The following is a 22,293-nucleotide window of genomic DNA, read 5'->3' on the forward strand; positions in this document are numbered from 1 at the left end:
GCGTCGCCAGCGCCTGTCTATTTGCGTCCGAAGAAGCGAATCACGCCGATCAGCCCCGCAATCGCTGAGCCGAGACCGCCCAGCAGAACGAAGAGCGGGTTTGCCTGATCCGCAAAGGCAATTGCGCGGTTGAGGCCAGAAACCTGAACCGTCACGGTGTCCCGGAATGTGCGCAGCGGCGTCACCGTATCCTCATCAATCGCATAGATCTCGAAGACCAGATCATGACTGCCCGCAGACAGCGGCGTGACGGACCAGCGCCAGACATTCTCTGTCAGCGGCGACAGGGCCTGCACGTCCGGAGACATCTGCACGATCTCAAAGTTTGCGCCGCTGAGGCGGGCTTCAACGCGATCAGACACTTTCGCTTCGCCTTCAATGATATTGCCCCGGCCAGGCAGGGCATCGGCGGCGGTGTCGTCGCCGGTCGAATCAATGGCCAGCGTCACATCGAAGGCACGCTTGTATTCGGCCGTGCTGGGCGTCTCATGCGCCACAGGAACGGTTTTCAAATTCTCGATGAAATCCTGTGACACAGATGGCTGCACATTGGCGGACCGGCTGCTGGCCAGCGGCGTATCAAAGCTCTCCAAGATCTCGGCAGATTCCGGGCTGAACTCGGCCATTTCGCTGTCGGCCATGCCGCTTTCCATGTCGTCCGGCCTGATCGACCGGGCGGCGCGCGGTGCAGGGGCAGGCTCTTCAGCGATCACATCATCTTCGGTGATCGGCGGCAGGGCTTCTGTTTCGGCCATGTCGAAGGCTTGTTCGGTTTCGGCCTCTTCCACAGGATTGGCGGTCATGACCTCTTCATGGGGCACGTACTGTTCCAGAAGAACAGATCCGGCATAGCCGGCGGCGCCGAGGCCGCACAGCAACAGAAGGATGGAAATCAGTCTCAGCATGGCGGTCCAGATGCTCCGTCAGTGATGCCCCACAGCATTAGGGTTAATCCCTAGCAGAGCTTTGTCACTGTGGGAATCGCTTACGGCTGCTCTCATAGAAGGCGACCGCGGCTGCGTTGGAAACGTTCAGACTTTCCATTTGCGGGGCAATCGGAATACGCGCCAGCTCTGCGCAGGCCTTGGCCACGGCGGGGCGAATACCGGGGCCTTCTGCGCCGAGCACGATGACCAGTTTCTGTGCGCCATCTACGGCCTCATCAATCAGGCGCTTGCCTTCCCCGGCGAGGCCGACCGTGTGGTATCCGGCCTCTCCCAGCTGCTCCAGCGCGCGCGCAATGTTGACGACACGCGCCTCCTTCACCGTCTCGATCGCGCCGACAGCCGTCTTGGCCACAATTCCGGTAATCGGCGGGGCATTGCGCGTCTGCAGCACCAGTCCGCCAAAGCCGAAGGCGGCGGCAGAGCGATAGATGGCGCCCAGATTGTGCGGGTCTGACACCTGGTCCAGCACGACAATATGGCTGGCACCCGAATCGATCAGGTCTTCCAGGGCCAGCGGCTCCAGCGGGTCCACTTTCAGCGCAACGCCCTGATGCACCGCGCCATCCGGCACGCGGTGGTCAATCTCCTTCGCCGTCACCAGCGTCGGCGCAATCGCGCCCTGGGGCAGGCGGCTCGCGGCATTTTCGGTCGCCAGCAGCTCGTGACAGGTCCGCGCCGGGTTTGCCAGCGCCGCGGCGACGGCATGTGTGCCCCACAGCCAGACCGGGCCGTCTTCGGGCTCTGAGTGGCGGTGACTTCCGCCCCGTGGATGCGGGCGGGACGGCTTGCCGGAATGCCGGCGGGGGCCACTATCTGCACTGTCGTGTGCTTTTCGCCGTTTAGAATGGTTGCGCGCCATTTCGGGTTTCCCTATAAGGCCGCTTCCGGTGTGGATCAGCGGCGTGTCAGCGCCTATGTGAAGCCCCGGCGCGACGGCGTCAAACGGCGTGTGGTCGCGGGTCCCGTGGAGGGATGGGAGAGTGGTTAAATCCACCAGACTGTAAATCTGGCCGCCTAGCGTACGCTGGTTCGAATCCAGCTCCCTCCACCACCCGCGTCCCCGCCCGCCGGACAGGCCTGACGCGGGTATAGCACAATGGTAGTGCAGCAGCCTTCCAAGCTGAGTATGTCGGTTCGATTCCGTCTACCCGCTCCAAGCCCTTCTCCCTTCCGCTGTAATGCTTGCGCCTTGGGCGATCTTTCTGCTGCCTGATCCCGGTCAAAGCCCTCGGGAAAATATGAATTTTTGGTTCCCCGAAATTTGGGAATTGCCCCGCAGGCGACGCGTTGGCGTTAACTCTAATTGGGTATCGTAGCGTCATGCGTTTATCTACGATTACAAACACCGCCTATGTTACCACGGTTGCGCTCTCCATGATTGCGGGCGCAGCCATGCTGATGGCCTCAAATGCCATTCGGATGGAGCGCGCCGCCGTAGAGCGGCGCCATATGCTGGATACGGCCACGTCTGGCCTGGATCGCGAGATCTTCTACCAGTCCGAAAAGGCCCGGGAATATGTCATCTCCGGCAATCCGGAATATCTGGAAGACTTCAATGCGGGCGTCGTCAATCTGAATGACACGCGGGCCATGCTGGGCCGGGTGAACGATGCGGGCGCGCGCCAGGAAGAATTGTCCACGCTGATGACAGCCGTCGACATGGCGAAAACACTGGTCAACGACCAGCAGCGCGCCATCGAGGCCTATCAGGCCGGCGATATTGAGACCGCCCGCCAGATGCTGTTCAGCGACCATTATGAAGGCGAGCTGAGCCTGATCGATTCCACCATCATGCGCTTTCAGGCCCTGCTGGACCAGCGCACGCAGGTGGACGTGGAACAGGCCATCATCCGCTCACGCTTCTGGCGGGTGATGTCTGAAGTGGTTCTGGCCGCAACGGCGCTGATGTTCCTGTGTGTTTTGTATTTCATCCTGAAGCGCCGCATCCTGCGCCCTGTGGTCAAGCTGAGCGATGTGGTCACCCGCCTTGCCGCGGAGGATTTCAGCGTCGAGATCAGCGAGTTCCGTCACATGGACGAGATCGGCGACATGGCCGAGGCGGTGAAGGTCTTCCGCGAAAATGGCCTGGAGCGCCTGCGTCTGGAGGAGAAGCTGGAGCAGGACCTCAAGCTGAGAAACCTGTTGAGCCGCATGACGCACCGGATGCAGGCCTGTGAGAGCAAGAAGGAAGTGGCCAATGTCGTGCGCCTGTTCCTGCCGGCCATTCTGCCGGGCTTTCCAGGCAGGATGTACCTGTTTGACGAGAACAATTCCGTCATGCGTCAGGTCTGTGACTGGCGTGAGCCGCTCGGCTCGGCCATGACATTTGACCCCGCTGAATGCTGGGCCATCCGGCGCGGTGCCCCGCATCGTCAGGGGGGGGAACAAACCGACATGCCCTGTCAGCACATGTTCAAGCCTGACGCGCCAGAGGAACAGCAAGCAAACGAAATTGCTACGCTTTGCGTGCCGCTGACGGCGCAGCGCGAGGTGATCGGCCTGTTATATTGCGAGATGCCGGAAGGCGTGATCAGCATAGAGGATGAGCACTATGTGTTCATGATGGCGGAGAACATCGCTCTGTCACTGGCCAATATGCATCTGCGCGAGGAATTGCACGATCAGGCGATGGAAGATTCCCTGACGGGCCTCTCCAATCGCCGCAAGATGGAGCAGCGCCTCGGCACCCTGTTGTCTGATGCGCGCGAAACCACCCAGCCGATCAGCTGCATCATGCTGGATGTGGATAATTTCAAATCCTTCAACGACACCTTTGGCCATGAAATGGGCGACCGTGTGCTGATGGAAGTGGCCAGTGTTCTGAAATCCCACACGCGGGAAGACGGCCTGTCTTTCCGCTATGGCGGAGAGGAGTTTGTCCTCCTTCTGCCGGGCGTTGAGCCAGGCGAAGCGGTGCGGCGGGCAGAGATCATCCGCAAGGAGATTTCCGCGCTGCACTTCATGTTCAATGGCACACCGATCGACAAGATTACGGCCTCTTTCGGGGTCGCGACAACGCCCAATCACTGCCCGGGCAACAAGTTGATCATGACGGCGGATGAGGCGCTGTACGAGTCCAAGGAAAACGGCCGCAACCGCGTTACCAAGGCCATGCTCAGCCAGGGTGAGGACATGGTGGCGTAACAGCCCGCAAGACATGAAAACGCCCCCCGATTTCGTCGGAGGGCGCTTTCTGCAAGGCTGTGATACCTGAAAGCCGCTTACGGACGGTCGTTCAGGCGTGCTGCGGTTTCGATCTGGGCCCAGTCGACAATCTTGAAGTTCTGGGCGACTTCAGATGTCGGATTGGCATCATCCTGAACGATCATCACGCCTTTCGGGAAACCGGGCAGGGGCGTGGAGTTGATATCCAGACCATCGGTATGGGTAACTTCATCCACACTGCCGTCAGGGTTCGCGACGATGGTGATAACGCCGACGCGGGCGTGCGGCGGTTCCAGATCATAGATGACATAACGGTCAGCAGCCTGGGCGGAGGCGACGAGATAGCCATAGCCTTCCTCACCTTTCCAGATGCTGATGCCTTCGACATCGGCGACGAGGCCCTGACGGGCGGCGATCGTGTCTACGGAGATGGCGGTGCTCTCATCATTGACCAGATCCAGCTTCCAGATGCCGTGCTCTTCCTCGCCGACAAAGACCTGGCGGCCATCATCTTCCACAACGCAGCCTTCCAGCTGGCTGTCGAATTTGTAGGTGCGGACAAGCTCTGCATTCAGGCCTTCGGCTTCGGCATAGGGAACAGACCAGACCTGGATCGTGCCGTCCTTATAGGTCGGGATGGCCAGGAAGTTGCCATCGATCAGGCCGGCGCAGATGCCGTAGGGTTCGTCTTTCAGCGTCGGCGTATCACCGATATGCGTGACGGTCAGCGTGGCTGGGTCAATCGAGAACCAGCTGACGGACTTCGTCTCATCATTGGAGGCGACGGCGATATTGCCGCGCACATCCACATTGTTGATGCGGCCGGTATCCACGAACTGGGTCTTCTTGCCGGTCAGGTCGTAGACATAGAGGCCTTCATCCTTGTTGGTGCCAAGAATCAGGCTTTTGGAGGCGTCTAGCGGATTGACCCACAGGGCCGGATCATCGGCGGTGTCGCCCTTGGTCGGCATCGGGTCCGTTTCAAAAGCGGCGTAGACATCCGCTGTTTCGACTTCGTAGATATCCTGCGCTGGCTCTGTGGCACAGGCCGCCACCAGCAGCGCAGCGAGGGGAAGATAGCGTTTCATGACGTGTCAGCTCCTTGAGGAGGGGAAAGGGAAGAGGCCGGGCAAGGTGTGTCCTGCCCGGCCTCAGAGATCAAGCTCTATCCGGCCAGACTAGTAGGTGTAACGAACGCCGAAGACGTAGCGGGAGCCGTATTCGTCATACTGGGACAGACGGCTCTTGGAGCCGTGATAGTAGTATTCCGGCTCGTCCGTCAGGTTCTTGCCTTCGACATAGACTTGCAGATGGTCGTTCACGTCATACTTGGCAGACGCTTCGACGCTCATATGGTCGTCTGTGTAACGGTCAATGCCTGCGCCGAACAGCTCGTCCAGATAGGCAGAGCGGTAGTTGGCAGAGACGCGGATATCCCACGGGCCCTTGTCGTATCCGATGGCGACGTTCCAGACGCGGTCATTCTGCTTCAGCATCGGGACCTCGCGGGTCAGGGCGGCGTCATCCTCATCCTGCACTTCGGTTTCGGAGTCAGCCAGGGTCAGGTTGCCGGAGACCAGCAGGCCTTCCCAGGCGTCGCCGAGGAAATCAAGCTGCTGGACATAGTTGAACTCGATGCCCTTCACCGTGGCGCTGCCGCCATTGATGTAGGTTTTGACCTCTTCGAGAGATGCCAGCGTGGTGGCATCCAGGAAGGACAGGTCAATCGAGTCAGGCAGCTGGTCGATATCATAGGTCGCCTCGAAGATCGGGTTCGAGATGTCCTTGTAGAACAGGCCCGCTGACAGCACGGACAATTTCGTCGGATAGTATTCGATGGAAAGATCGAAATTGTTGGCTTCGTACGGATCGAGCGCCGGGTTGCCGAGCTCTGCCTCGTCACGATCAGTGTTCAGGGCAATGGTCGGGCGCATTTCACCGAAGGCTGGGCGCACGATGGAAGCATAATATGCCGCGCGGCCAACGAGGTTGTCTGCGAAGGCATATTTCAGGTTCAGGCTGGGCAGGAAGTGGGCATAATTATCATCATATTGACGTGTGCCAACATTTGCCGGGTCGTCTTCCTCAACAAAGATATTGCCCTTGGCGGAGACATCGGTTGCCTCGACACGTGCACCTGCCACGACGGTCAGGTTCTGCATCTGGAACGTGCCCATGCCATAGCCGGCGATGATCATCTCGTCGATCGTGTAGTCTTCGGAGAGGCTGTCGAAATTGGAGCCGTCTTCGTCCAGTTCATCTGGCGTGAACGTTCCGCGCAGGGCCTTGGTCAGGCTTGCGGAGGGCCAGCGGTACATCGGATTGGCCAAGCGCCAGTTGGAGATGCGGGAATCGTCGGTGATGTAGTCTGTCAGCAGAACATCATCACGCTCATAGATGTTCAGGTTCACGTCCCGCACTTTTTCGCGGTCGCGGACCTTTACACCCATCTTCCAGGTGACCGGCGTGTCGCCGAGGACGGTGTCGTTCGACAGGTCCAGCTTGTAGGACCATTCGGTGTCTTCGTTCGTTGTGTATTCACGCTCGAAGGCGTCCATTTTATAATTGGACGGGTCGCGCAGGAAGTCATAGCCCGTGCCGGAGAGTTTCGGCTTTTTCGGGTCGGAATTGTCCCAGACGATAATATCGTCGCCTGTCAGCTTTTTAGAGCGGAAGGTGACATCGTGATTGTTGGAATCATCCTCTTCGGCATAGGCGTAGGAGACTTCGTAATCAAAGGTCCAGTTGCCGGCAAAGGTTTTGCCGCCGAGGGAGTAGGTCTGGATGTTGCGGATTTCTTCACGCTGGCGCACTTCGGCATCGGCCTGTGCAAAGTCAAAGGTGAAGCCCGTATCGGTGATGGTCGGGTCTTCTTCATCCAGCTTGCGGACTTCGAACTTGTTGCGAACTTCGTCATCCTTGTAGCGATTGTACAGCGTGCGGAGGTAGAGTTCGGTATTCTCGGTGGCCTTGAAGTCCACATTGAAGACGAGGCCAACGCGCTCGCGGGTCAGATCATACCAGCGCATTTCGTAATCATCATCCGGAACGAAGGCGCCAACATCCTTGTTGAAGCCCCAGCCGCCGGTTTCGTTATTGTCGGCCTGGATGCTGAGATCCTGATAGTTGAAGGATGCGGCCACGCCCAGTTTATCGCCGAACACGTTGGAGTAGGTCAGCGTGGCTTTCGGAGACACTTTCTCGGTCAGTTCATTGTAGGAGCCTTCGAGCTTGGCGCGGACAAACTGGCCGTCCCGGTCAAAGGCGGAGATGGTTTTCAGATTGATCACACCGCCAATCGTGTCGGCATCGACATCCGGGGTCAGGGATTTCTGAACCTCGATGCCGTCGAGAAGGTCAGACGGCACACCGTCCAGCAGAACGCCGCGGCGGTCTTCCGGGGAGGGGGTACGCACGCCGTTGATGGTGGCAGAGATCAGGTCTGTGTTGATCCCGCGGATAGAGACGTAGCGGCCTTCGCCCTGGTCGTTCTCGATGGAGAGGCCAGGTACGCGAGAGAGGCTGTCTGCGACGGTCGTGTCAGGGAAGTTGCCAAGGCCGTCGGAGTCGATGACGTTGATGATGGAGTTGGAGGCGCGCTGCTGGTTGATGGCACCGGCCTGGGCGGCTGCAGAGCCGACGACCAGAACGTTGTCGAGATAGCGCACATCGCCGCCCATCACGATGTCATAGGTGGCGTCGCCGGAGACGTTCACCGAGTCCGTAACCGTGTCTGCACCGACATAGGAGATCGACAGCGTATAGTCGCCAGCCGGAATGCTGGTGAAGCGGTATTCGCCGAAGCGGTCTGAGGAGGCGCTGCGGCCGAGTTCCTCGATCGTCACGATTGCGCCTTGCAGCGGCGCTTCGCCGGTCGCGTCGGTGACAACCCCTTTGAGGATGTCAGCGGAAGCAGCCTGGGCCAGCGTGGCCGTGGCGGCACCCAGGAGCAAAAGCTTGCGGGTGGTTGAAGTCATGGGAGGAAGTCCTTCTCTCTGGATGGCGGCCCGTTCCCACGGCTCCGTTACGCCTGAATGACAGATGCGTAATGTTTTTGTGACGGCCTGCGCTTTCATTAGGTTTTTGGCCCAAGACCCGGTCATGCGGGGAGAAATTCGTGCTTTTCCTGCAACACATCTGCGTGCGGAGAGGCGGCACAGCGGGAGAATCATACGGGATTTATGAACTCTCCCGGCGCGCGAATCCGATGGGGGTGAGCAGGGGGCAAACTGCTCTCACACTACGGAGGCACGCATGTCACATCATCCGAAGAGAGACCGTCTGAAGCGCCAGATCCGGCTATGCTGGCTGCTCGGCTGGAGTGTTCCGCGCATTGCGGCGCAGGTGGGGCTGCACCGGTCCACGGTCTATCACCTGATGCGGCAGCATCAGCTGACCGAACCCGAACAGGCGCTGGAGCGCCTGCAGCTGTCCATGGACGAGGCGCAGGACCTTGCGACGGAACAGATGCTGGCCGCTGCGGCGGCGGGTGAGGACATCACGCCGAAAGTAACCCAGCTGGTGCGGGTCAGCACAGAAGTGCGCCAGCTGGAAATGGCAGGAATAAAGATTGGGGGAAATGCCAGTGAACGGGAGGCCGATAGTGGCGCAGAAGAGGCGCAAGAAGACATCTATGCCTTCCTCACCCATGAGGGAAAAGGGCGACCAGTTGATGGACCCGGTCTTCCGCAGAGAGGTGCGCCATGCGTACGAGACGCGGGACTGGAGCGGCCTGCCGCCGAAGACGGGCGAATTGGTGGCGGAAAATCCGTGGCTGCGGCTGGCCCGCGATACACAGGTTCCGCCGCGGGCGGGCTGGCGGACATGTCTGTTCATGGGCGGACGTGGCGCTGGCAAGACACGGGCCGGGGCCGAATGGCTGCGCTGGAGCCTGCTGCACAGCAGGAAGAGGCGTGCGGCGCTGGTGGGGCCGGCCCTGCACGATGTGCGCGAAGTGATGATCGATGGGCCGAGCGGCCTGAAATGGATCGAGCCAAGGCAGGACTATCGCCCAGTCTATCATGCGAGCCGGCGTATCCTGAGCTTTGATAATGGCGCAGAGGCGCATGTCTTCTCTGCCGAAGACCCGGACAGTCTGCGGGGCCCGCAATTCGATGTCGCCTGGTGTGACGAGATTGCCGCATGGGCGAAGGGAGAGACGGTTTGGGACACGCTGCAGATGGGCCTGCGCCTGGGGCAGGCGCCGCGCTGCTTTGCCTCCACGACTCCGCGGGCGGTGGACCTGATGCGCCGCCTGCTGTCGGCAGATACGGCAGAGGCCGTGCATGTGATGCGCGCGGGAACAGAGGAGAATGCGGAGAATCTCTCGCCGGGCTTCCTCAGCGCCATGAAGGCCGCCTATGGCGACAGCCAGCTGGCACGGCAGGAACTGAATGGCGAATTCATGGAAGACCCCGAAGGTGCATTGTTCCGCAGGGGGATGATTGACGGGGCGCGCGTGGACGCCCCGCCCATGATGGAGGATGTCATCATTGCGGTCGACCCGCCGGCGACCAGCGGCCCGGCGGCAGATGCGTGCGGCATCATCGCGGCGGGCGTGCGCAGCGGACATGCCTATGTGCTGGCCGATGCGTCCGCGCCGGGGCTGAAGCCGCTGGACTGGGCCCGGCGCGCGGTGGCGGTGTGCCGCGAAACGGGCGCGCGGGAGATTATTGCAGAGGCCAATCAGGGCGGCGAAATGGTGCGGCAGATATTGGAAAGCGCCGGGGCGGGCGTGCCGGTGCGCCTGGTCCATGCGCGCCTCGGCAAGCGCGCCCGCGCCGCGCCGGTGGCGGCATTGTACGCACAGGGACGGGTCAGCCATGTAGGCCTGCTGCCCACGCTGGAAGACCAGATGTGCCGGTTTGGCGCGGAAGGGTTCAGGGGCTCCCCGGACCGCTTGGACGCGCTGGTCTGGGCCGTCTGGGCCCTGGTGCTGGAAGGCGCCGGGCCATGGGTGCGGGCGTTGTGATTGGGCTGGGTGTCGTGTGGAGAGTGCGTAGGAACCCCCTCTGTCTCCCCCTTTTCAAGGGGGAGGACGCAGACAGGATCTGAGGTGCTTGGAGGTGGCTCTCCCCCCTTCAAGGGGGGAGCTGGAGGGGGGTAAAGCGGGGGCGCGGGAAGGTCAGTCTTTCTGACGCAAGCGCAGCTCCACCTCTCGTCTTATTCTGTCGGCAACCGCTGCCAGAGAGTCGTCAATATGGGAAACCGGGATGCGCAGCACGGTTATGTGCTTGCTGGCAAGAAAGGCGTCGCGGCGGGCGTCTGCAGCTTCGTCGTGCCAATCACCATCGACCTCGACGGCGAGTTTCAGGGACGGGCAGTAATAGTCGAGGAAATAGGGGCCGACAGGGTGCTGACGGCGGAAGGAAGCGCCCATTTGTCCCCGGCTGAGGAGAGGCCACAGGCGGCGTTCGGTTCGGCTGGCGGATTGGCGAAGTTCGCGGGCGCGGCGGGTCTGTTCAGGCTTGCGCGAGAACGAACCCGGCATGCATCAGCCCCCCGTACGAAAGGCCTTGCGGCCGAAATAGGCGTTTTTGGGGGGCGTGGGGTTGTCGTCTTCGGGCGTGGTTTCTTCCGTGGGCGTTTCTTCTGCGGTGACCTCTGCCGGTTTGCTCTCTGCGCTCTCCAGCGGGGCCGGCATGTTGCCGGTCATCAGGCCGCGGATCCAGGCGCAGGCGGCGCCGGCGGTGGAGACTTCGATGTCCGGCACGGTCTTGTCCATCCGGCGGGCGAGTTGGCGCGCCTGGTGGGCCGTCAGGGATTTCAGGACTTTCTCGAAGATGTCCGGCCCGACCGTTTCGCGCAGGGCCTTCATGTCTTCCGTGGTCTGACCAGCGGAGACCATCAACCTCTTGACGAGGATTTCGGTGGCGGCGGAGAAGTCTTTCTCGCCCAGCCTGCCGAAGCGGTCTTTCTGGCCCAGCAGGGCGCCGAGCGCGTTGGCGCTGTCCTTGGGGGCGTCGGTCATTGGATCTTCTCCCGCACTTCCTTGAGAAGGCTTTCCACGACGCCGAGCGCTTCGCCCGGCCATTTTGCCTTCAGGGTGGGTTCCGGGCCGAGCTCGATCGGGTTTGTGGCAAAGCCCTGTTTCATCGGCACGACGGTCTTGAACATGGTGAATTCGGTTTCCTTGGCGTTCGCCGCTTCGCGCATGGCATTGAGGACCACTTGCTGGTGCGGTGTGCCATCATAGCGAGTCGCCAGCACACAGGGGAGACTATCAATATCACGCCCGCGCAGATTGCGCATGATGTCCCCGGTGAAGAGGTCCAGGCCGAGGGTGGACATGAAGTCCGGAATGGTGGGCACGATGATCAGGTGGCTGGCGGCCAGCACGGTTTCGGTCATCACGGAAATGCCGGGCGGGCAGTCACAGATGATGACGTCATAGTCGGCTTTCAGCTTTTCAAAGTCGTCACGCATGCGTCGGCCGACCTGGCCCTGCAGCGCCTCCATGGAATAGCCCTTGGCGGTCAGCTCATAGATCAGCTCGCGCTCTGTCTTGCGCAGGCGCGGTGAGGAGGGGATCAGGTCCAGCTCCAGCGACTTGCCATTATAGGTGACATCGGACGCATCTGTGACGATGAAGTCTGACAGGCGCTTGTGCTCACCCGCGAAGAAATTCTCCAGCAGCCAGTCGGAAATCGTGACGTATTCATTGATCGCGCGGAACAGATGCTCGTCGCCCTCATGCCCGAAAACCAGCAGCGAGGCGTTGGCCTGCGTGTCCAGATCCACGACCAAAGTGCGGAAGCCATTGGCGGCAAATGCCTCTGCAAGGCTGACACAAGTGGTGGTCTTGCCGACCCCGCCCTTGGAGTTGGCAATGGATATGACACGTGCTGACATTCTGTTAGCTCCCTGGGCGCCTGATAGTTCGGCGAAAAAGCAGATTTGCACCGATCTGGCTATGCCTGCACGGGAATAAAATACAGGGAAAAATCCGGCGCTCTCCCTGATATTCTGGCGGCAAACACCTGTTTTTGAAGGGCTTTTCCAAACTGAATCCGATGGGGGCGCTGAAGATTTAATTTCTGCTCATCGAACGAAACAGAGCGGAGCCCTTCATGAAACCCATCTGGCCTTTCCGGTTGCCCCAGCGCGAAGCGAAAGCGGCGGTGCCTCTGGTCGCGCTCTCAGAAATCGGGGCGGCCCGGTGGGGCGCACGCGATGGCGCGGCGCTGACACGAGACGGGTATTTGCAGAATGCCGTGGCCTATCGCGCCGTGCGCATGGTGGCGGAGGCGGCGGCGTCCGTTCCGCTGGTCACGGCGCATGACGGGGCGGCGCGGCTGATCCGCCGGCCACAGCCGGATGGGGTCGCGGCCGAACTGTTAGAAGCGGTCTATTCCCAGCTTCAGCTGACGGGCAATGCGTTTCTGGAAGGCGTGTGCCTGGAGGCTTTGGGGCAGGCTGGGGGGGCGGCAGACGGGGCGGGGGTGCACGCGCTTTATGCGCTGGCCCCGTCTGCCATGCGGCCCCTGAAGGATACGCGCGGCTGGGTGGAGGCCTGGGCCGTGAAGGAGCGCCATGGCGAGCGGGTGATCCGCCGGGATGCGGAAACAGGCTGGAGCCCGGTGCTGCACCTGAAACTGTTCAACCCGGTGAATGACACGCTGGGCCTGGCCCCGCTGGGCGCGGCACGGCGGGCGCTGGACCTGCACAATGCCAGCGCGGACTGGGCGAAGGCGCTGATCGACAATTCGGCCAAGCCGTCTGGCGCGCTGGTCTATGGCGGACATGGGCGGATGCCGCCGGACCAGTTCGAGGCGCTGAAGACGGAACTGGAGAACATGTATTCCGGCGCGGCCAATGCGGGCCGGCCCCTTCTGCTGGAAGGCGGGCTGGACTGGCGGCCGATGTCTCTGTCACCGGCCGAGATGGACTTTCTGGAAGCGCGCCATGCGGCGGCGCGGGAGATTGCGCTGGCGCTGGGCGTGCCGCCCATGCTGTTGGGCATTCCGGGGGATAATACGTATTCGAACTATAAGGAGGCAAACCTCGCCTTCTGGCGAATGACGATTTTGCCGCTGGTGCAGAAATTCGCCGGCGCGCTGTCGGCCTGGCTGGATGTGCCATTCGGGCAGGATGTGGAGATCCGCGCAGATATTGACCGCGTGCCGGCGCTGTCGGCTGAGCGCGATGCGCTGTGGGCGCGGCTGGAGAGCGCGAGCTTTGCCAGCGTTGAGGAAAAACGGCGGCTGGCGGGGCTGCAGCCATGAAGATGGAACAGAAGGTGACGGCGGGGTTCGTGCTGGCGGTGCTGGTGCAGACCGGCGGGGCGCTGGTCTGGGCCGGGGCAGCGGCAGAGCGGATTTCGCACCTGGAGCAGACCGTCCGGGAACGGCGCACAATGGTGGAGCGGCTGGCGCGTCTGGAAGAGGGTGTCGACCGGATGGAAAGCCAGCTGGACCGGATCGAGCGGAAGATGGAGGTGGGGGATGAGTAGCACCCAATATGGCGCTCATCCCGGCGCAGGCCGGGATCCAGTGCGGCGGAGCCTGCTGCCTGACTTTCTGGGCCCCGACTTTCGTCGGGGTGAGCGGACGTCATCGGACCTCCTCATCGAAGGCTATGCCTCTCTGTTCGGGGTGCCGGATGCGAGTGGGGATGTGGTGCGGGCGGGGGCGTTTTCGCGCAGCCTGCAGAGGGCCGCGCCTGTGCCGATGCTGTTGCAGCACAGGCCGGGCGCGATTGCCGGGCGCTGGGTGCGCATGGTGGAGGATGGCCGTGGGCTTTACGTGCGCGGACTGATCGAAAGCGCGGCGGCGCGCAGCATGGCGGAAAGCGGCTTGAGCGGCCTGTCCATCGGCTTTCGTCCGCGCATCTGGAACCGGCGAAGGCCCGATGGGCGCGAACTGGTTGAGGTGGACCTGGTGGAAGTGTCGCTGGTGGCGAGCCCGATGCAGGCACGGGCGCGGTTCGCCCTGATGGGCGCAGCGGCAGCGCGAAACAATTTTCAAATGGAGAGAACATGACCAAGGAAACGAAAATGGCAGGCGGGACGGATCAGGGCTGGGAGCTGATCCAGTTTGAGGAGGCTGTATTGGTCGCAGAAGACACATGGCGGCTATCCGGCCTGTTGAGGGGGCAACGCGGCAGTGTGCCGGGCGTGGCCGAGGCAGGGGCGCGGCTGGTGCTGCTGGATGGCGCTGTCGTGCAGGCGGCGGTGGGGCCTGAGGAGATCGGGCTGGATCTCATCTGGCAGGCGGCGGGCGATGACGAGGCTGAGACGCTGTCTTTCGAAGACCGGGCCGGGCTGCCCTGGCCGGTCGCGCATCTGAAAGCCAGCAGCGGCCAACTCAGCTGGACACGGCGCGGGGCAGACCTGCCGGAAAGCTGGGCCTTGCCAGAAGGGGGAAATACCGGAAGTTTCGCGCTGGAGGCCGATACCGGAAGCGGATTTTCCGGCGAAAGCCCTGTCTCTGAGGCCTCTGCGGCTGTGCCATCTGGCGCTGTGGCGGTGCGGGTTGCGGCGATCGGCGCGGACGGTCGTTACGGCCCGTGGGTTTCAATACGCCTCGGGACTTCCTAATTGAGGGCTGATAGAAGATTCTCTAACAGAAGGAATAACCGACCTTGGCTCTTGACCCTTACAAGGTGCTCGGTGTGGACCGCAAAGCCAGCGAGGCCGAGATCAAGAAGGCCTACCGGCAGAAGGCGAAAGCCCTGCACCCCGATTTGCACCCGGATGACGACAAGAAAGCGGAAGAGTTCAAGCGCGTCTCCCAGGCCTGGGACATTCTGGGCGACAAGGAGAAGCGCGCGAAATTCGACCGCGGCGAGATTGATGGCGACGGCAATCCGACCGGCTTTGGCGGCGGCGGTGGCGGTGGTTTCCCTGGCGGCGCGCCCGGTGGCGGCGGATTCCGCTGGGAATCGCGCGGCGGCGACCCGTTTGGCGGTACGCAGGGAGACCCGTTCGAGGATATCCTCTCCGGCATGTTTGGCGGGCGCGGACGGCGCAATGCCGGCCCGATGAAGGGCCGCGACGTGCGCTATCGTGTGGCCATCGATTTTGAAGACGCCGTGACCGGCGCGCGTCGGCGCATGACCATGGCTGACGGCACGGCGCTGGATGTGAACATTCCCGCCGGCATTGAGAGCGGCCAGACGCTGCGCCTGAAAAGCCAGGGCCAGCAATCCCCGAATGGCGGCCCGCCCGGAGACGCGATGCTGGAAGTGGAAGTCAAACCCAGCAAGGTGTGGGAGCGCGACGGCAAGGATCTTCGCATGACTGTACCGGTCAGCCTGAAAGTGGCTGTGCTGGGCGGCAGTGTGGATGTGAAGACCCCCTCTGGCAATGTGACACTGAAAGTGCCTGCGGGCTCCAATACCGGCTCTCAGCTGCGCCTGCGTGGCAAGGGCGTGCAGTCGACCCCGCCGGGCAATCTCTATGCGCGGCTGGAGATCGTGCTGGAGGATCCGAAGGATGAAAGCCTGAAGAAATGGGCCGAAGGGCAGTAACCGGCTGCCTTTTCCGCCCTTTCTACAGGAAATTCCCCGAACAACGTTGACATCGGCGCCCCGGCTTTGGCCTAAGGGAAGGCAAGTCATCTGCGGCCAGTCCTGCAGATGACGGGGCATTACCTTGTAGAGTGAAGAGGCAGGCGATGGCACGACGCGCGCGGAGAAAGATTTTTTCCAGAGGCAGACAGGCCATCACGGCCCTCGCCATCATCGCGCTGACGGGGTGTGCGCATCCGAACCGGCCGATTGCCCCCATCGCGTCTGACACGCTGGTCTATTCCGAGGCGCTGTCGACGGCGCGCGAGGAGCAGCTGCTTCTGAATATTGTTCGTTTACGGTATAATGATCCCGTCAGTTTCGTGGATGCCGAGCGCATCACCACGACCGACAACACCCAGGTGAATGGCGGCCTGTCTTCCGCGATTGGCCTCAGCGGGCAGGATCTGGATCAGGTGCTGAACGGCAATGTCGGCACGAATATGAGCAGCCAGCCCACGATTGCCTATTCGGCCCTGCGCGGGTCTGACTATGCCCAGCAGGTTTTGCAGCCCCTGCCGCCGGCAACGATCTTCCTGATGAGCCAGTCTGGCTGGAGCGTGGAGCGGCTGATGCTGTGTTGCGTTTCCCGCATCGGGGATCTGGAAAACGCGCGCGCCGCCGCTGGCCCGCCACCGCCGGTGATGCCGGACAATGCCCGCTTCCGGGAACTCGCCAGCCTGATGAGTTCCCTGCAAGAGCGCGGCGATCTGCTGGTGCAGGTGATCGATGCGGACCAGAGCGATGAGGACAGTGACGGCAAGCCGCGTGTCATTCTGAAATGGCGGCGCACGTCTGATCTGGGCCAGCAGCTGGCAGACTTCTTCCGCCGCTATTGGGTGTCTGATGTCAGCGTGATCTCCGGGGACCGCTACATCACCGAAATCTCCACACGCGGTAATTCCCTTGGCGATTACGCCGCACGGGGACGGTCTGTGCTCGGGGTGATGTCGGCGCTCTCCCAGTCCGTGCATGTGCCGGAAGAGCACAAGCAGATCGCCCGGTCAGCCCTGCCGGTGATGGAACCCTCGTCTGACCCGTGCCGCGCGCCGGGCGGCTGGCATGACATAAATGGCGGCCTGTTTGCGGTTCAGTCGTCCAGGGAAAAGCCGACAACTGCCACGGTTTCCGTGCAGTATCGTGGTTACTGGTTCTACATTGACGATCGCTGCCATGATGCCAAGGCAACGCTGAATCTGCTGGATCACCTGTATGCATTACAGGCGGGTATATCTTCCGATGCCACAACGCTGTTGCTGTTGGGGGGCTGATCTTCTCAGGCTTGTGTCCAGGTCGGCGCTACAGTACGATAAAAGCCTGTGTCAGCTTGAAGGGCCCGCCGTGCGTGACGCTATAAACAGAATCTTTTCTGCAAAAACCGCTCCAAATATCTATGAGGCCACAAATGCTGCGCTGGCAGAATTAGGCCTTACAAGGACATTTTACCTTGGGCCTATCAGCAATGACCGCACACGCGGGCGCAGCCTGTTGAGCTTTGGATACTCTGAAGACTGGGAAATGAAATACCGTGACGGGTTGCGGTCTGTGGATCCGATTCCCAGTGCGGCAGCTTTGACGTCGACGCCGATGTTCTGGCATCGCCTGCCGCCGGATCTATCTTTGCGTCCTGAAGAACAGGCCTATCTGGACATGCTGCCGGATTGGAACATGGAGCAGGGAATCTGTACCATGGTGTTTGGCCCGCACAGCCGTGTGGCGATGATCGGCGGCAGTATGCCCCCCGGCGATGACAACATTGATTCCATAGACGTGAATGCCTTTCACGTCATCGCCATGGCCAGCTTTGCCGCCTATTACCGCAAGGTGGGCATTAAGGGCGAAAACACGCTGAGCTTCTCTACAAGCGAACTGGATGTCTTGTACTGGATGGCGCAGGGCCTCAGCAATATTGGAATCGCGAAGGAACTGGGTCTCAGTCCCGAAGCGGTTGCCAGCGCAACCAAGCAGCTTTTCCTGAAGATGAATGTCTTTGATCGGACATCTGCCGTCATGAAGGGCGTCCGCCTTGGCTATGTCATCGTGTCGGATGATGTCTCCCGCCGGATCGACAAGCAAACCGGTGAGGACGTGGCCGAGCCGGGCAGGTAGTTTCAGCAGGCCGCCTTCAGACCCGAAACATGGCTTTCTGTCACCATACCCCCTTGGGGGGATGCGTCGGCTATCTTGCTGCGCTTAAGGTCACGCCATCTTCAAGGTACCGGGGAATTCGAAAATGAGAGTTTTGCTTTTGCTGCCTTTGGCAATGCTGGCTGCGTGTGGAGAGACCAAAACGGCGGAGGCAAAAGATCCGTGCGCGCAGGTCTCCGCCATGATGGAAGGCCGCCAGGAAGTGCCGCCCTTCAGCAACCTTAAGGGTGAGCAGGCCATGATGGGAGAGACGCCGCTGCCGGGTAGCTGGGAGTCCACCGAGGACACGCTGGGCGGGGCGTGCAGGGTCAACAAGATGGGTGGTTTCTTTGGCGGGGACACATCCATCTACACCTATTCCTGCAAGCTGTTCGATGCCGGCACAACGAATGAAGAGGCCGACGGCAAGCTGGCTGAGGCGGCTTACCAGAAGGCGGTCGACCAGATCACGGCCTGTCTGGGCGATGCCTGGACTGCCGAGGTCGAAACCAAAAGCTCCGACCACCCGGTCTATCACAAGACGACCTTCGAGCCGGTTGAGCCGGAAGAACAGGTCGGCAATTTCAGGGCCTATCCGCTGTATGTTGAAAAGAGCTTCACGCCCTTCCTCGGGAGTAAGCGGGGCACGACTCCCGGCTGGAGTGTGATGTTTCAGGCGCAGCAGCAGGTAGAGGAGTCAGGAGAATGAGTCGGGATGTCGGACACATGAAAGCGCTGGCCATGGGCGGCATGGTGGCGGTGACGCTGCTGGCCGCCCGGCCCGGCGTGGCCCATGCCGATTGCGCCGAGGTGAAACAGGTGGTCAGCCGTGTGGAACAGGAGCGGCCCCTGACGGCGGAGTATCCGTTGCCGATAGGCTGGCAGGCACGGAGTATCGTGCTTTCCGGTGACGAAATTCTGGATGGCTTTGATGCCTGCCGTCTGGAGGATGACCGTCTGTCAGAAAACAAGAAGATCCGAAGCCAGGTGACCACCGATTATATCTGCGAAATCCGCGAGATGCCGGAAGAGCCGGAGAATGCCGAGATCATGATGTCGGATGCCACGACCTTCGATGCTAAGGTGACGTCCGTCATGACATGGCTGGCACCGTGTCTGCAGACGGATATGGCTTATGAAATGGATGACCAGTCGACCAGTGTGAACATGCGCTTTGTCAAACCCCGGCCAGCGGGTAGCGGTCTTGGTTATTTCGATGTGCCGCAGATCCACATCACGATGGGCCAGGAAGGCAGCGTCCGTGATTTCAACCACCCAAAGATGGGCGTCAACATGCCGAGGCCGATGCGTGTGGTGCGGATGACGATTCTCAGCCCGACCTGGTACCTGAAGCCTGAACAAAACTGACTGCCCGCGTTCACTTAACATTCAGAGCTAACTGCCTATACGGCAGGGTATGAAACGGCTCTTTGCTCTCTGTCTGGCTATCGGTCTGGCGCTGACGCCCCCGGCGATGGCGCAGGACTGGAAGAATTCCTGGTCTCCCGGCCAGGCACGCGACTCTGTGCGCGAAGGCAAAACTGTGCCGCTGAGCCAGATATTCCGCAGCCTGAAGCGCCAATATGGCGGCTATCAGCTGGGCGCGGACCTGTTCGACCGGGGCGGCAGTCCGCAATACCGCATCGACTGGATGACCGGAGATGGCCGGAAGGTGCGCTTCATTGTCGACGCCCGTACGGGCCGAATCCTTGACCGGCAAGGCGCTTGACCCGACATTACTCACGAGATTTGTAAAGGACGTTCCTATGCGTATCCTGGTAGTTGAAGATGATGCAGACCTGCGCCGCCAGTTGGCGGATGTGCTGTCGCAATCCGGCTATGCCGTGGATCTGGCGGCAGACGGCGAGGACGGCCACTTCCTGGGCGATACCGAGCCATATGATGCCGTGATCCTGGATCTTGGCCTGCCCAAGATGGATGGGGTCAGCGTTTTGAAGAAATGGCGCGCCGACGGCAAATCCTTCCCCGTGTTGATCCTGACCGCCCGAGATTCGTGGAGCGAGAAGGTGGCAGGCTTTGATGCCGGCGCGGATGATTATCTGACCAAGCCCTTCATCACCGAGGAATTGCTGGCCCGTCTCCGCGCCCTGCTGCGCCGGGCGGCAGGCCATTCTGCGGCGACGCTGGAGGCTGGCAAGCTGGTGGTCGACACGCGCGCGGCCCGCGCCAGCGTGAATGGCGAGCCGGTGAAGCTGACCGCGCATGAATACCGCGTCCTGTCTTACCTGATGCACCATATGGGCCGCGTCGTGCCGCGCACGGAACTGGTCGAGCATATTTATGATCAGGATTTTGACCGCGACTCCAACACGATCGAGGTGTTCATCGGACGCCTGCGCCGCAAGATCGGCCAGGACCGGATCCAAACCGAGCGGGGCCTCGGCTATCGCCTGGTGGTGCCGGACGTCGAAGCCCGCGTTGCGGGATAGGGCGCCGAGGCGCTAAAGCGGACGGATGAGCGACAGCGCCCCTTCCAAACCGACCTTGCTGGACCGCTGGACGCGCCTGTCCCTGGCGCGGCGCATCATGCTGGCCGCTGCAGTGTGGGGGCTGGTCGTGCTGGTCGGCGGAGCGATTGCGCTGTCGGCGGTTTATCGTGCGCAGACGCTGACCCTGCTGGAAGAAGACCTGGAGCAGACACTGGTTGCCCTGACGCGGGAAATGACCCGCGAGGACGCCTTCCTGCCGGATGGCCGTGTGACGGATTCAGACCGGGAATTCTTTGCCGGGGATGTGCGCTTTCGCACGCAATATTCCGGGCGGTACTGGTTAATCGTCGGCGTGAATGAGGCCGGCCAGATCGTCGGCGATATACGCTCCAAAAGCCTGTGGGATGAGCCCGTCCCGATCCGGCAGAAACAATTGGACCGCACGCTCGCCTCCCCCGGCACGACGCATTTTGGTGACTATCGCTTCAGCGGCCCGGCGGGCCAGCGTGTGCGGGTTGCCTCCCGCGCCATCCTGATTGCCGAGCGTCCGACGCCGCTGGTGCTGATCACTGCGGCTGACCGTGCGCCGAATGATGAAGCGGCCGAGCGCTTTCGCAGCTTGCTGTTGTTCACGATGATTGCGCTGTTCGGTGGCGTGTTCGCGGCGATGGTGGCGGGTATCCGCTATTCCCTGCGGCCCCTGCAGAAGATCGGTCATGACATTGCCGAAGTGCGCGAAGGCACGCGGCAGAAGCTGTCAGAGGATTACCCGTCAGAAGTGCGCCCGCTGGCCGATGAGTTGAACAAGCTGATCGATCACAACCGGCAAGTGGTCGAACGCGCCCGCACGCATGTCGGTAACCTTGCCCATGCCCTGAAAACACCGCTGGCCGTGCTGCGCAATGAAGCGACAGGCGACACCCAGCTGGATGATGTCGTACGCCGCCAGAGCGAAGCGATGCAGACCAATGTGGAACATTATCTGAAGCGCGCCCGGGTTGCCGCGCGCGCCGAGGCGCTGGGCGCGCGGACCGAAATCCGCCCCGTTCTGGATGGCCTTGCGCGGATGCTGAACCGCCTGTTTGACCGCAAGGGCGTCAACGTGTCCGTTGACGGCGGGACGAATGCCGTGTTCCGGGGAGAGCAACAGGATCTGGAAGAGATGGTCGGCAATCTGATGGAGAACGCCTGCAAATGGGCGCGCAGCGAAGTTCTGGTGCGCGTGGACAATACTGCAGATGCGTTGGTCATTGCGGTGGAAGATGACGGTCCAGGCCTGACGCCGGAGGAGCGCGAAGGCGCCCTGAAGCGCGGCGTGAGACTGGACGAGACGACGCCTGGAACGGGTCTGGGCCTGTCTATTGTGAACGAACTGGCGGAGTTGCACCGGGGGAGCCTGGAACTCGGCGATGCCAGTCTGGGCGGCCTGAGCGCCGTATTGAGGTTTCCGAAGAGATGACACGTCTGAACTGGATCATTGCCGCAATCTGTGTCGCCCTTGGCATTGGCGGCTATTTGCTGATCGGCAAGCCCGGCATGGCGGACCAGCCCATGGCCGAACGGCAGGCGGGCCTGATGAAGAAGATCCGCGAACACCCGGAACAGCTGACCCCGGCAGAGACCCTGTCGCGCCTGGAAGCCACAGTGAAGGAACGCCCGGACGATCCGCAGCCGCATTTCTTCATTGGAGAGATCCTGCGGGCACAGGGCCGAACCTCTGATGCCGCGCGGGCGTATCAATCTGCGCTGCGCCGGGACAAGGATTTCGTGCCGGCCCTGGTGGCGCTGGCCAATACGCTGGTGGAGCTGAACAATGGCGCGGTCAGCCCGGAAGCGACGCGCCTCTTCGCCAAGGCCTATGAACTGGACGAGACGCAGGTCCGCTCCGGCATGTGGGCCGCGATGGGCGCAGCGCAGGCAGGCGACCAGGAAAAGGCCGAGCAGGCCATGCGCTATATTTATTCCCGCCTGCCGGAAGACGACCCGCGCCGCGACCGCTTCCGTGCCATGATCGATGCCATCGGCCAGGACGGCGACGCAGCCCCACCCGCCGCAAGCCCTGAAACGCCGGAACCGCAACAGGAATAGGCTTCCCG

The 22,293-nt window shown here is 61.6% G+C and carries 22 protein-coding genes, 2 tRNA genes and 1 pseudogene; 18 read left to right on the forward strand and 7 right to left on the reverse strand.

All coding sequences use genetic code 11. The features are described 5' to 3' along the window. Nucleotides 1-17: 17 nt before the first annotated feature. Both HY29_RS14800 and rlmB read right to left on the reverse strand, forming a co-directional pair. A complete protein-coding gene (locus HY29_RS14800) occupies nt 18-905 on the reverse strand; it encodes a hypothetical protein (protein ID WP_034798275.1) in 888 nt (295 codons plus the stop codon). A 64-nt stretch (nt 906-969) separates the two neighbouring features. Continuing rightward, nucleotides 970-1,806 carry a 23S rRNA (guanosine(2251)-2'-O)-methyltransferase RlmB gene (rlmB, locus tag HY29_RS14805; RefSeq protein ID WP_034798277.1) on the reverse strand — a complete coding sequence of 279 codons (837 nt, stop codon included), beginning with the start codon at nt 1,804-1,806 and terminating at the stop codon, nt 970-972. 107 nt (nt 1,807-1,913) lie between these two features. On the opposite strand from rlmB, the gene HY29_RS14810 reads away from it, so the two are divergent. The 3 genes from HY29_RS14810 (at nt 1,914) to HY29_RS14820 (ending at nt 4,091) form a co-directional block, all read left to right on the forward strand. Next, nucleotides 1,914-1,998 (forward strand) — tRNA-Tyr (locus HY29_RS14810). Between the two features lie 31 nt (nt 1,999-2,029). After that, nucleotides 2,030-2,103, forward strand: a tRNA-Gly gene (locus HY29_RS14815). A gap of 164 nt (nt 2,104-2,267) precedes the next feature. Continuing rightward, nucleotides 2,268-4,091: a sensor domain-containing diguanylate cyclase gene (locus tag HY29_RS14820; RefSeq protein ID WP_034798279.1), complete on the forward strand. Its 1,824-nt coding sequence runs from the start codon at nt 2,268-2,270 to the stop codon at nt 4,089-4,091. Nucleotides 4,092-4,168: 77 nt separating this feature from the next. Here the strand turns inward: HY29_RS14820 and HY29_RS14825 are convergent, their stop codons facing one another. Then, nucleotides 4,169-5,200 (reverse strand): phytase, encoded by a 1,032-nt coding sequence (locus HY29_RS14825; protein WP_034798281.1) that lies wholly within the window; start codon nt 5,198-5,200, stop codon nt 4,169-4,171. 90 nt (nt 5,201-5,290) lie between these two features. Beyond that, a complete protein-coding gene (locus HY29_RS14830; RefSeq protein WP_034798283.1) occupies nt 5,291-8,089 on the reverse strand; it encodes a TonB-dependent receptor in 2,799 nt (932 codons plus the stop codon). Nucleotides 8,090-8,366: 277 nt separating this feature from the next. Between HY29_RS14830 and HY29_RS19845 the strand changes: the two are divergent. Beyond that, a pseudogene (locus HY29_RS19845) lies at nt 8,367-8,486 on the forward strand (helix-turn-helix domain-containing protein); the annotation flags it as partial. Between the two features lie 298 nt (nt 8,487-8,784). Further along, nucleotides 8,785-10,083, forward strand: a complete 1,299-nt coding sequence (locus HY29_RS14840) for a DNA-packaging protein (RefSeq protein WP_479682580.1) — start codon at nt 8,785-8,787, stop codon at nt 10,081-10,083. Between the two features lie 153 nt (nt 10,084-10,236). Here the strand turns inward: HY29_RS14840 and HY29_RS14845 are convergent, their stop codons facing one another. The 3 genes from HY29_RS14845 to HY29_RS14855 are packed head-to-tail and all read right to left on the reverse strand — an operon-like array spanning nt 10,237 to nt 11,963. Next, nucleotides 10,237-10,602 (reverse strand): endonuclease domain-containing protein, encoded by a 366-nt coding sequence (locus HY29_RS14845; protein ID WP_034798287.1) that lies wholly within the window; start codon nt 10,600-10,602, stop codon nt 10,237-10,239. A 3-nt stretch (nt 10,603-10,605) separates the two neighbouring features. Next, entirely contained in the window at nt 10,606-11,082 is a 477-nt protein-coding gene (locus HY29_RS14850; protein WP_034798289.1) for a hypothetical protein, read from the reverse strand. Further along, a complete protein-coding gene (locus HY29_RS14855; protein WP_051601581.1) occupies nt 11,079-11,963 on the reverse strand; it encodes a ParA family protein in 885 nt (294 codons plus the stop codon). Before HY29_RS14855 ends, HY29_RS14850 begins: the two co-directional genes overlap by 4 nt. Before the next feature lie 218 nt (nt 11,964-12,181). Between HY29_RS14855 and HY29_RS14860 the strand changes: the two genes are divergently transcribed. The 13 genes from HY29_RS14860 (at nt 12,182) to HY29_RS14920 (ending at nt 22,285) form a co-directional block, all read left to right on the forward strand. Beyond that, entirely contained in the window at nt 12,182-13,336 is a 1,155-nt protein-coding gene (locus HY29_RS14860; protein ID WP_034798290.1) for a phage portal protein, read from the forward strand. Further along, a complete protein-coding gene (locus tag HY29_RS14865) occupies nt 13,333-13,563 on the forward strand; it encodes a hypothetical protein (protein WP_034798292.1) in 231 nt (76 codons plus the stop codon). Before HY29_RS14860 ends, HY29_RS14865 begins: the two co-directional genes overlap by 4 nt. After that, nucleotides 13,556-14,092: an HK97 family phage prohead protease gene (locus tag HY29_RS14870; RefSeq protein ID WP_081811432.1), complete on the forward strand. Its 537-nt coding sequence runs from the start codon at nt 13,556-13,558 to the stop codon at nt 14,090-14,092. The genes HY29_RS14865 and HY29_RS14870 overlap by 8 nt, the downstream gene beginning before the upstream one ends. Continuing rightward, the gene (locus HY29_RS14875) at nt 14,089-14,649 is read left to right on the forward strand and encodes a GTA baseplate fiber-binding domain-containing protein (protein ID WP_034798294.1); all 561 of its coding nucleotides are present in this window, start codon (nt 14,089-14,091) and stop codon (nt 14,647-14,649) included. Before HY29_RS14870 ends, HY29_RS14875 begins: the two co-directional genes overlap by 4 nt. Nucleotides 14,650-14,693: 44 nt before the next feature. Further along, on the forward strand, nt 14,694-15,581 hold the full coding sequence (locus HY29_RS14880) for a DnaJ C-terminal domain-containing protein (protein WP_034798296.1): 888 nt from the start codon (nt 14,694-14,696) through the stop codon (nt 15,579-15,581). 146 nt (nt 15,582-15,727) lie between these two features. Then, entirely contained in the window at nt 15,728-16,891 is a 1,164-nt protein-coding gene (locus HY29_RS14885) for a hypothetical protein (RefSeq protein ID WP_034798298.1), read from the forward strand. Continuing rightward, on the forward strand, nt 16,860-17,729 hold the full coding sequence (locus tag HY29_RS14890) for a helix-turn-helix transcriptional regulator (RefSeq protein ID WP_241765227.1): 870 nt from the start codon (nt 16,860-16,862) through the stop codon (nt 17,727-17,729). The genes HY29_RS14885 and HY29_RS14890 overlap by 32 nt, the downstream gene beginning before the upstream one ends. A gap of 124 nt (nt 17,730-17,853) precedes the next feature. Beyond that, nucleotides 17,854-18,456, forward strand: coding sequence for a hypothetical protein (locus HY29_RS14895; protein ID WP_155838369.1), 603 nt, complete (start codon nt 17,854-17,856; stop codon nt 18,454-18,456). Beyond that, a complete protein-coding gene (locus HY29_RS14900) occupies nt 18,453-19,115 on the forward strand; it encodes a hypothetical protein (RefSeq protein ID WP_155838370.1) in 663 nt (220 codons plus the stop codon). The genes HY29_RS14895 and HY29_RS14900 overlap by 4 nt, the downstream gene beginning before the upstream one ends. A 49-nt stretch (nt 19,116-19,164) precedes the next feature. Further along, entirely contained in the window at nt 19,165-19,476 is a 312-nt protein-coding gene (locus HY29_RS14905; protein ID WP_034798307.1) for a PepSY domain-containing protein, read from the forward strand. Between the two features lie 37 nt (nt 19,477-19,513). Continuing rightward, nucleotides 19,514-20,197 carry a response regulator transcription factor gene (locus HY29_RS14910; RefSeq protein WP_034798309.1) on the forward strand — a complete coding sequence of 228 codons (684 nt, stop codon included), beginning with the start codon at nt 19,514-19,516 and terminating at the stop codon, nt 20,195-20,197. A 25-nt stretch (nt 20,198-20,222) separates the two neighbouring features. Beyond that, nucleotides 20,223-21,656, forward strand: a complete 1,434-nt coding sequence (locus HY29_RS14915) for an ATP-binding protein (RefSeq protein WP_034798311.1) — start codon at nt 20,223-20,225, stop codon at nt 21,654-21,656. Further along, the gene (locus HY29_RS14920) at nt 21,653-22,285 is read left to right on the forward strand and encodes a tetratricopeptide repeat protein (protein WP_034798313.1); all 633 of its coding nucleotides are present in this window, start codon (nt 21,653-21,655) and stop codon (nt 22,283-22,285) included. The genes HY29_RS14915 and HY29_RS14920 overlap by 4 nt, the downstream gene beginning before the upstream one ends. The last annotated feature ends 8 nt before the right edge of the window (nt 22,286-22,293 follow it).

This window comes from Hyphomonas beringensis (genome assembly GCF_000682755.1).
Lineage (GTDB): Bacteria > Pseudomonadota > Alphaproteobacteria > Caulobacterales > Hyphomonadaceae > Hyphomonas > Hyphomonas beringensis.

Bases quoted from the DNA above. Each gene is read 5' to 3' on its own strand.
- HY29_RS14800 (WP_034798275.1), bottom strand. From the start codon at position 905: ATGCTGAGACTGATTTCCATCCTTCTGTTGCTGTGCGGCCTCGGCGCC.
- HY29_RS14900 (WP_155838370.1), top strand. From the start codon at position 18,453: ATGAGTCGGGATGTCGGACACATGAAAGCGCTGGCCATGGGCGGCATG.
- HY29_RS14830 (WP_034798283.1), bottom strand. From the start codon at position 8,089: ATGACTTCAACCACCCGCAAGCTTTTGCTCCTGGGTGCCGCCACGGCC.
- HY29_RS14865 (WP_034798292.1), top strand. From the start codon at position 13,333: ATGAAGATGGAACAGAAGGTGACGGCGGGGTTCGTGCTGGCGGTGCTG.
- rlmB (WP_034798277.1), bottom strand. From the start codon at position 1,806: ATGGCGCGCAACCATTCTAAACGGCGAAAAGCACACGACAGTGCAGAT.
- HY29_RS14860 (WP_034798290.1), top strand. From the start codon at position 12,182: ATGAAACCCATCTGGCCTTTCCGGTTGCCCCAGCGCGAAGCGAAAGCG.
- HY29_RS14855 (WP_051601581.1), bottom strand. From the start codon at position 11,963: ATGTCAGCACGTGTCATATCCATTGCCAACTCCAAGGGCGGGGTCGGC.
- HY29_RS14875 (WP_034798294.1), top strand. From the start codon at position 14,089: ATGACCAAGGAAACGAAAATGGCAGGCGGGACGGATCAGGGCTGGGAG.
- HY29_RS14820 (WP_034798279.1), top strand. From the start codon at position 2,268: ATGCGTTTATCTACGATTACAAACACCGCCTATGTTACCACGGTTGCG.
- HY29_RS14845 (WP_034798287.1), bottom strand. From the start codon at position 10,602: ATGCCGGGTTCGTTCTCGCGCAAGCCTGAACAGACCCGCCGCGCCCGC.
- HY29_RS14895 (WP_155838369.1), top strand. From the start codon at position 17,854: ATGAGAGTTTTGCTTTTGCTGCCTTTGGCAATGCTGGCTGCGTGTGGA.
- HY29_RS14885 (WP_034798298.1), top strand. From the start codon at position 15,728: ATGGCACGACGCGCGCGGAGAAAGATTTTTTCCAGAGGCAGACAGGCC.
- HY29_RS14915 (WP_034798311.1), top strand. From the start codon at position 20,223: ATGAGCGACAGCGCCCCTTCCAAACCGACCTTGCTGGACCGCTGGACG.
- HY29_RS14870 (WP_081811432.1), top strand. From the start codon at position 13,556: ATGAGTAGCACCCAATATGGCGCTCATCCCGGCGCAGGCCGGGATCCA.
- HY29_RS14905 (WP_034798307.1), top strand. From the start codon at position 19,165: ATGAAACGGCTCTTTGCTCTCTGTCTGGCTATCGGTCTGGCGCTGACG.
- HY29_RS14920 (WP_034798313.1), top strand. From the start codon at position 21,653: ATGACACGTCTGAACTGGATCATTGCCGCAATCTGTGTCGCCCTTGGC.
- HY29_RS14910 (WP_034798309.1), top strand. From the start codon at position 19,514: ATGCGTATCCTGGTAGTTGAAGATGATGCAGACCTGCGCCGCCAGTTG.
- HY29_RS14825 (WP_034798281.1), bottom strand. From the start codon at position 5,200: ATGAAACGCTATCTTCCCCTCGCTGCGCTGCTGGTGGCGGCCTGTGCC.
- HY29_RS14840 (WP_479682580.1), top strand. From the start codon at position 8,785: ATGGACCCGGTCTTCCGCAGAGAGGTGCGCCATGCGTACGAGACGCGG.
- HY29_RS14890 (WP_241765227.1), top strand. From the start codon at position 16,860: ATGCCACAACGCTGTTGCTGTTGGGGGGCTGATCTTCTCAGGCTTGTG.
- HY29_RS14850 (WP_034798289.1), bottom strand. From the start codon at position 11,082: ATGACCGACGCCCCCAAGGACAGCGCCAACGCGCTCGGCGCCCTGCTG.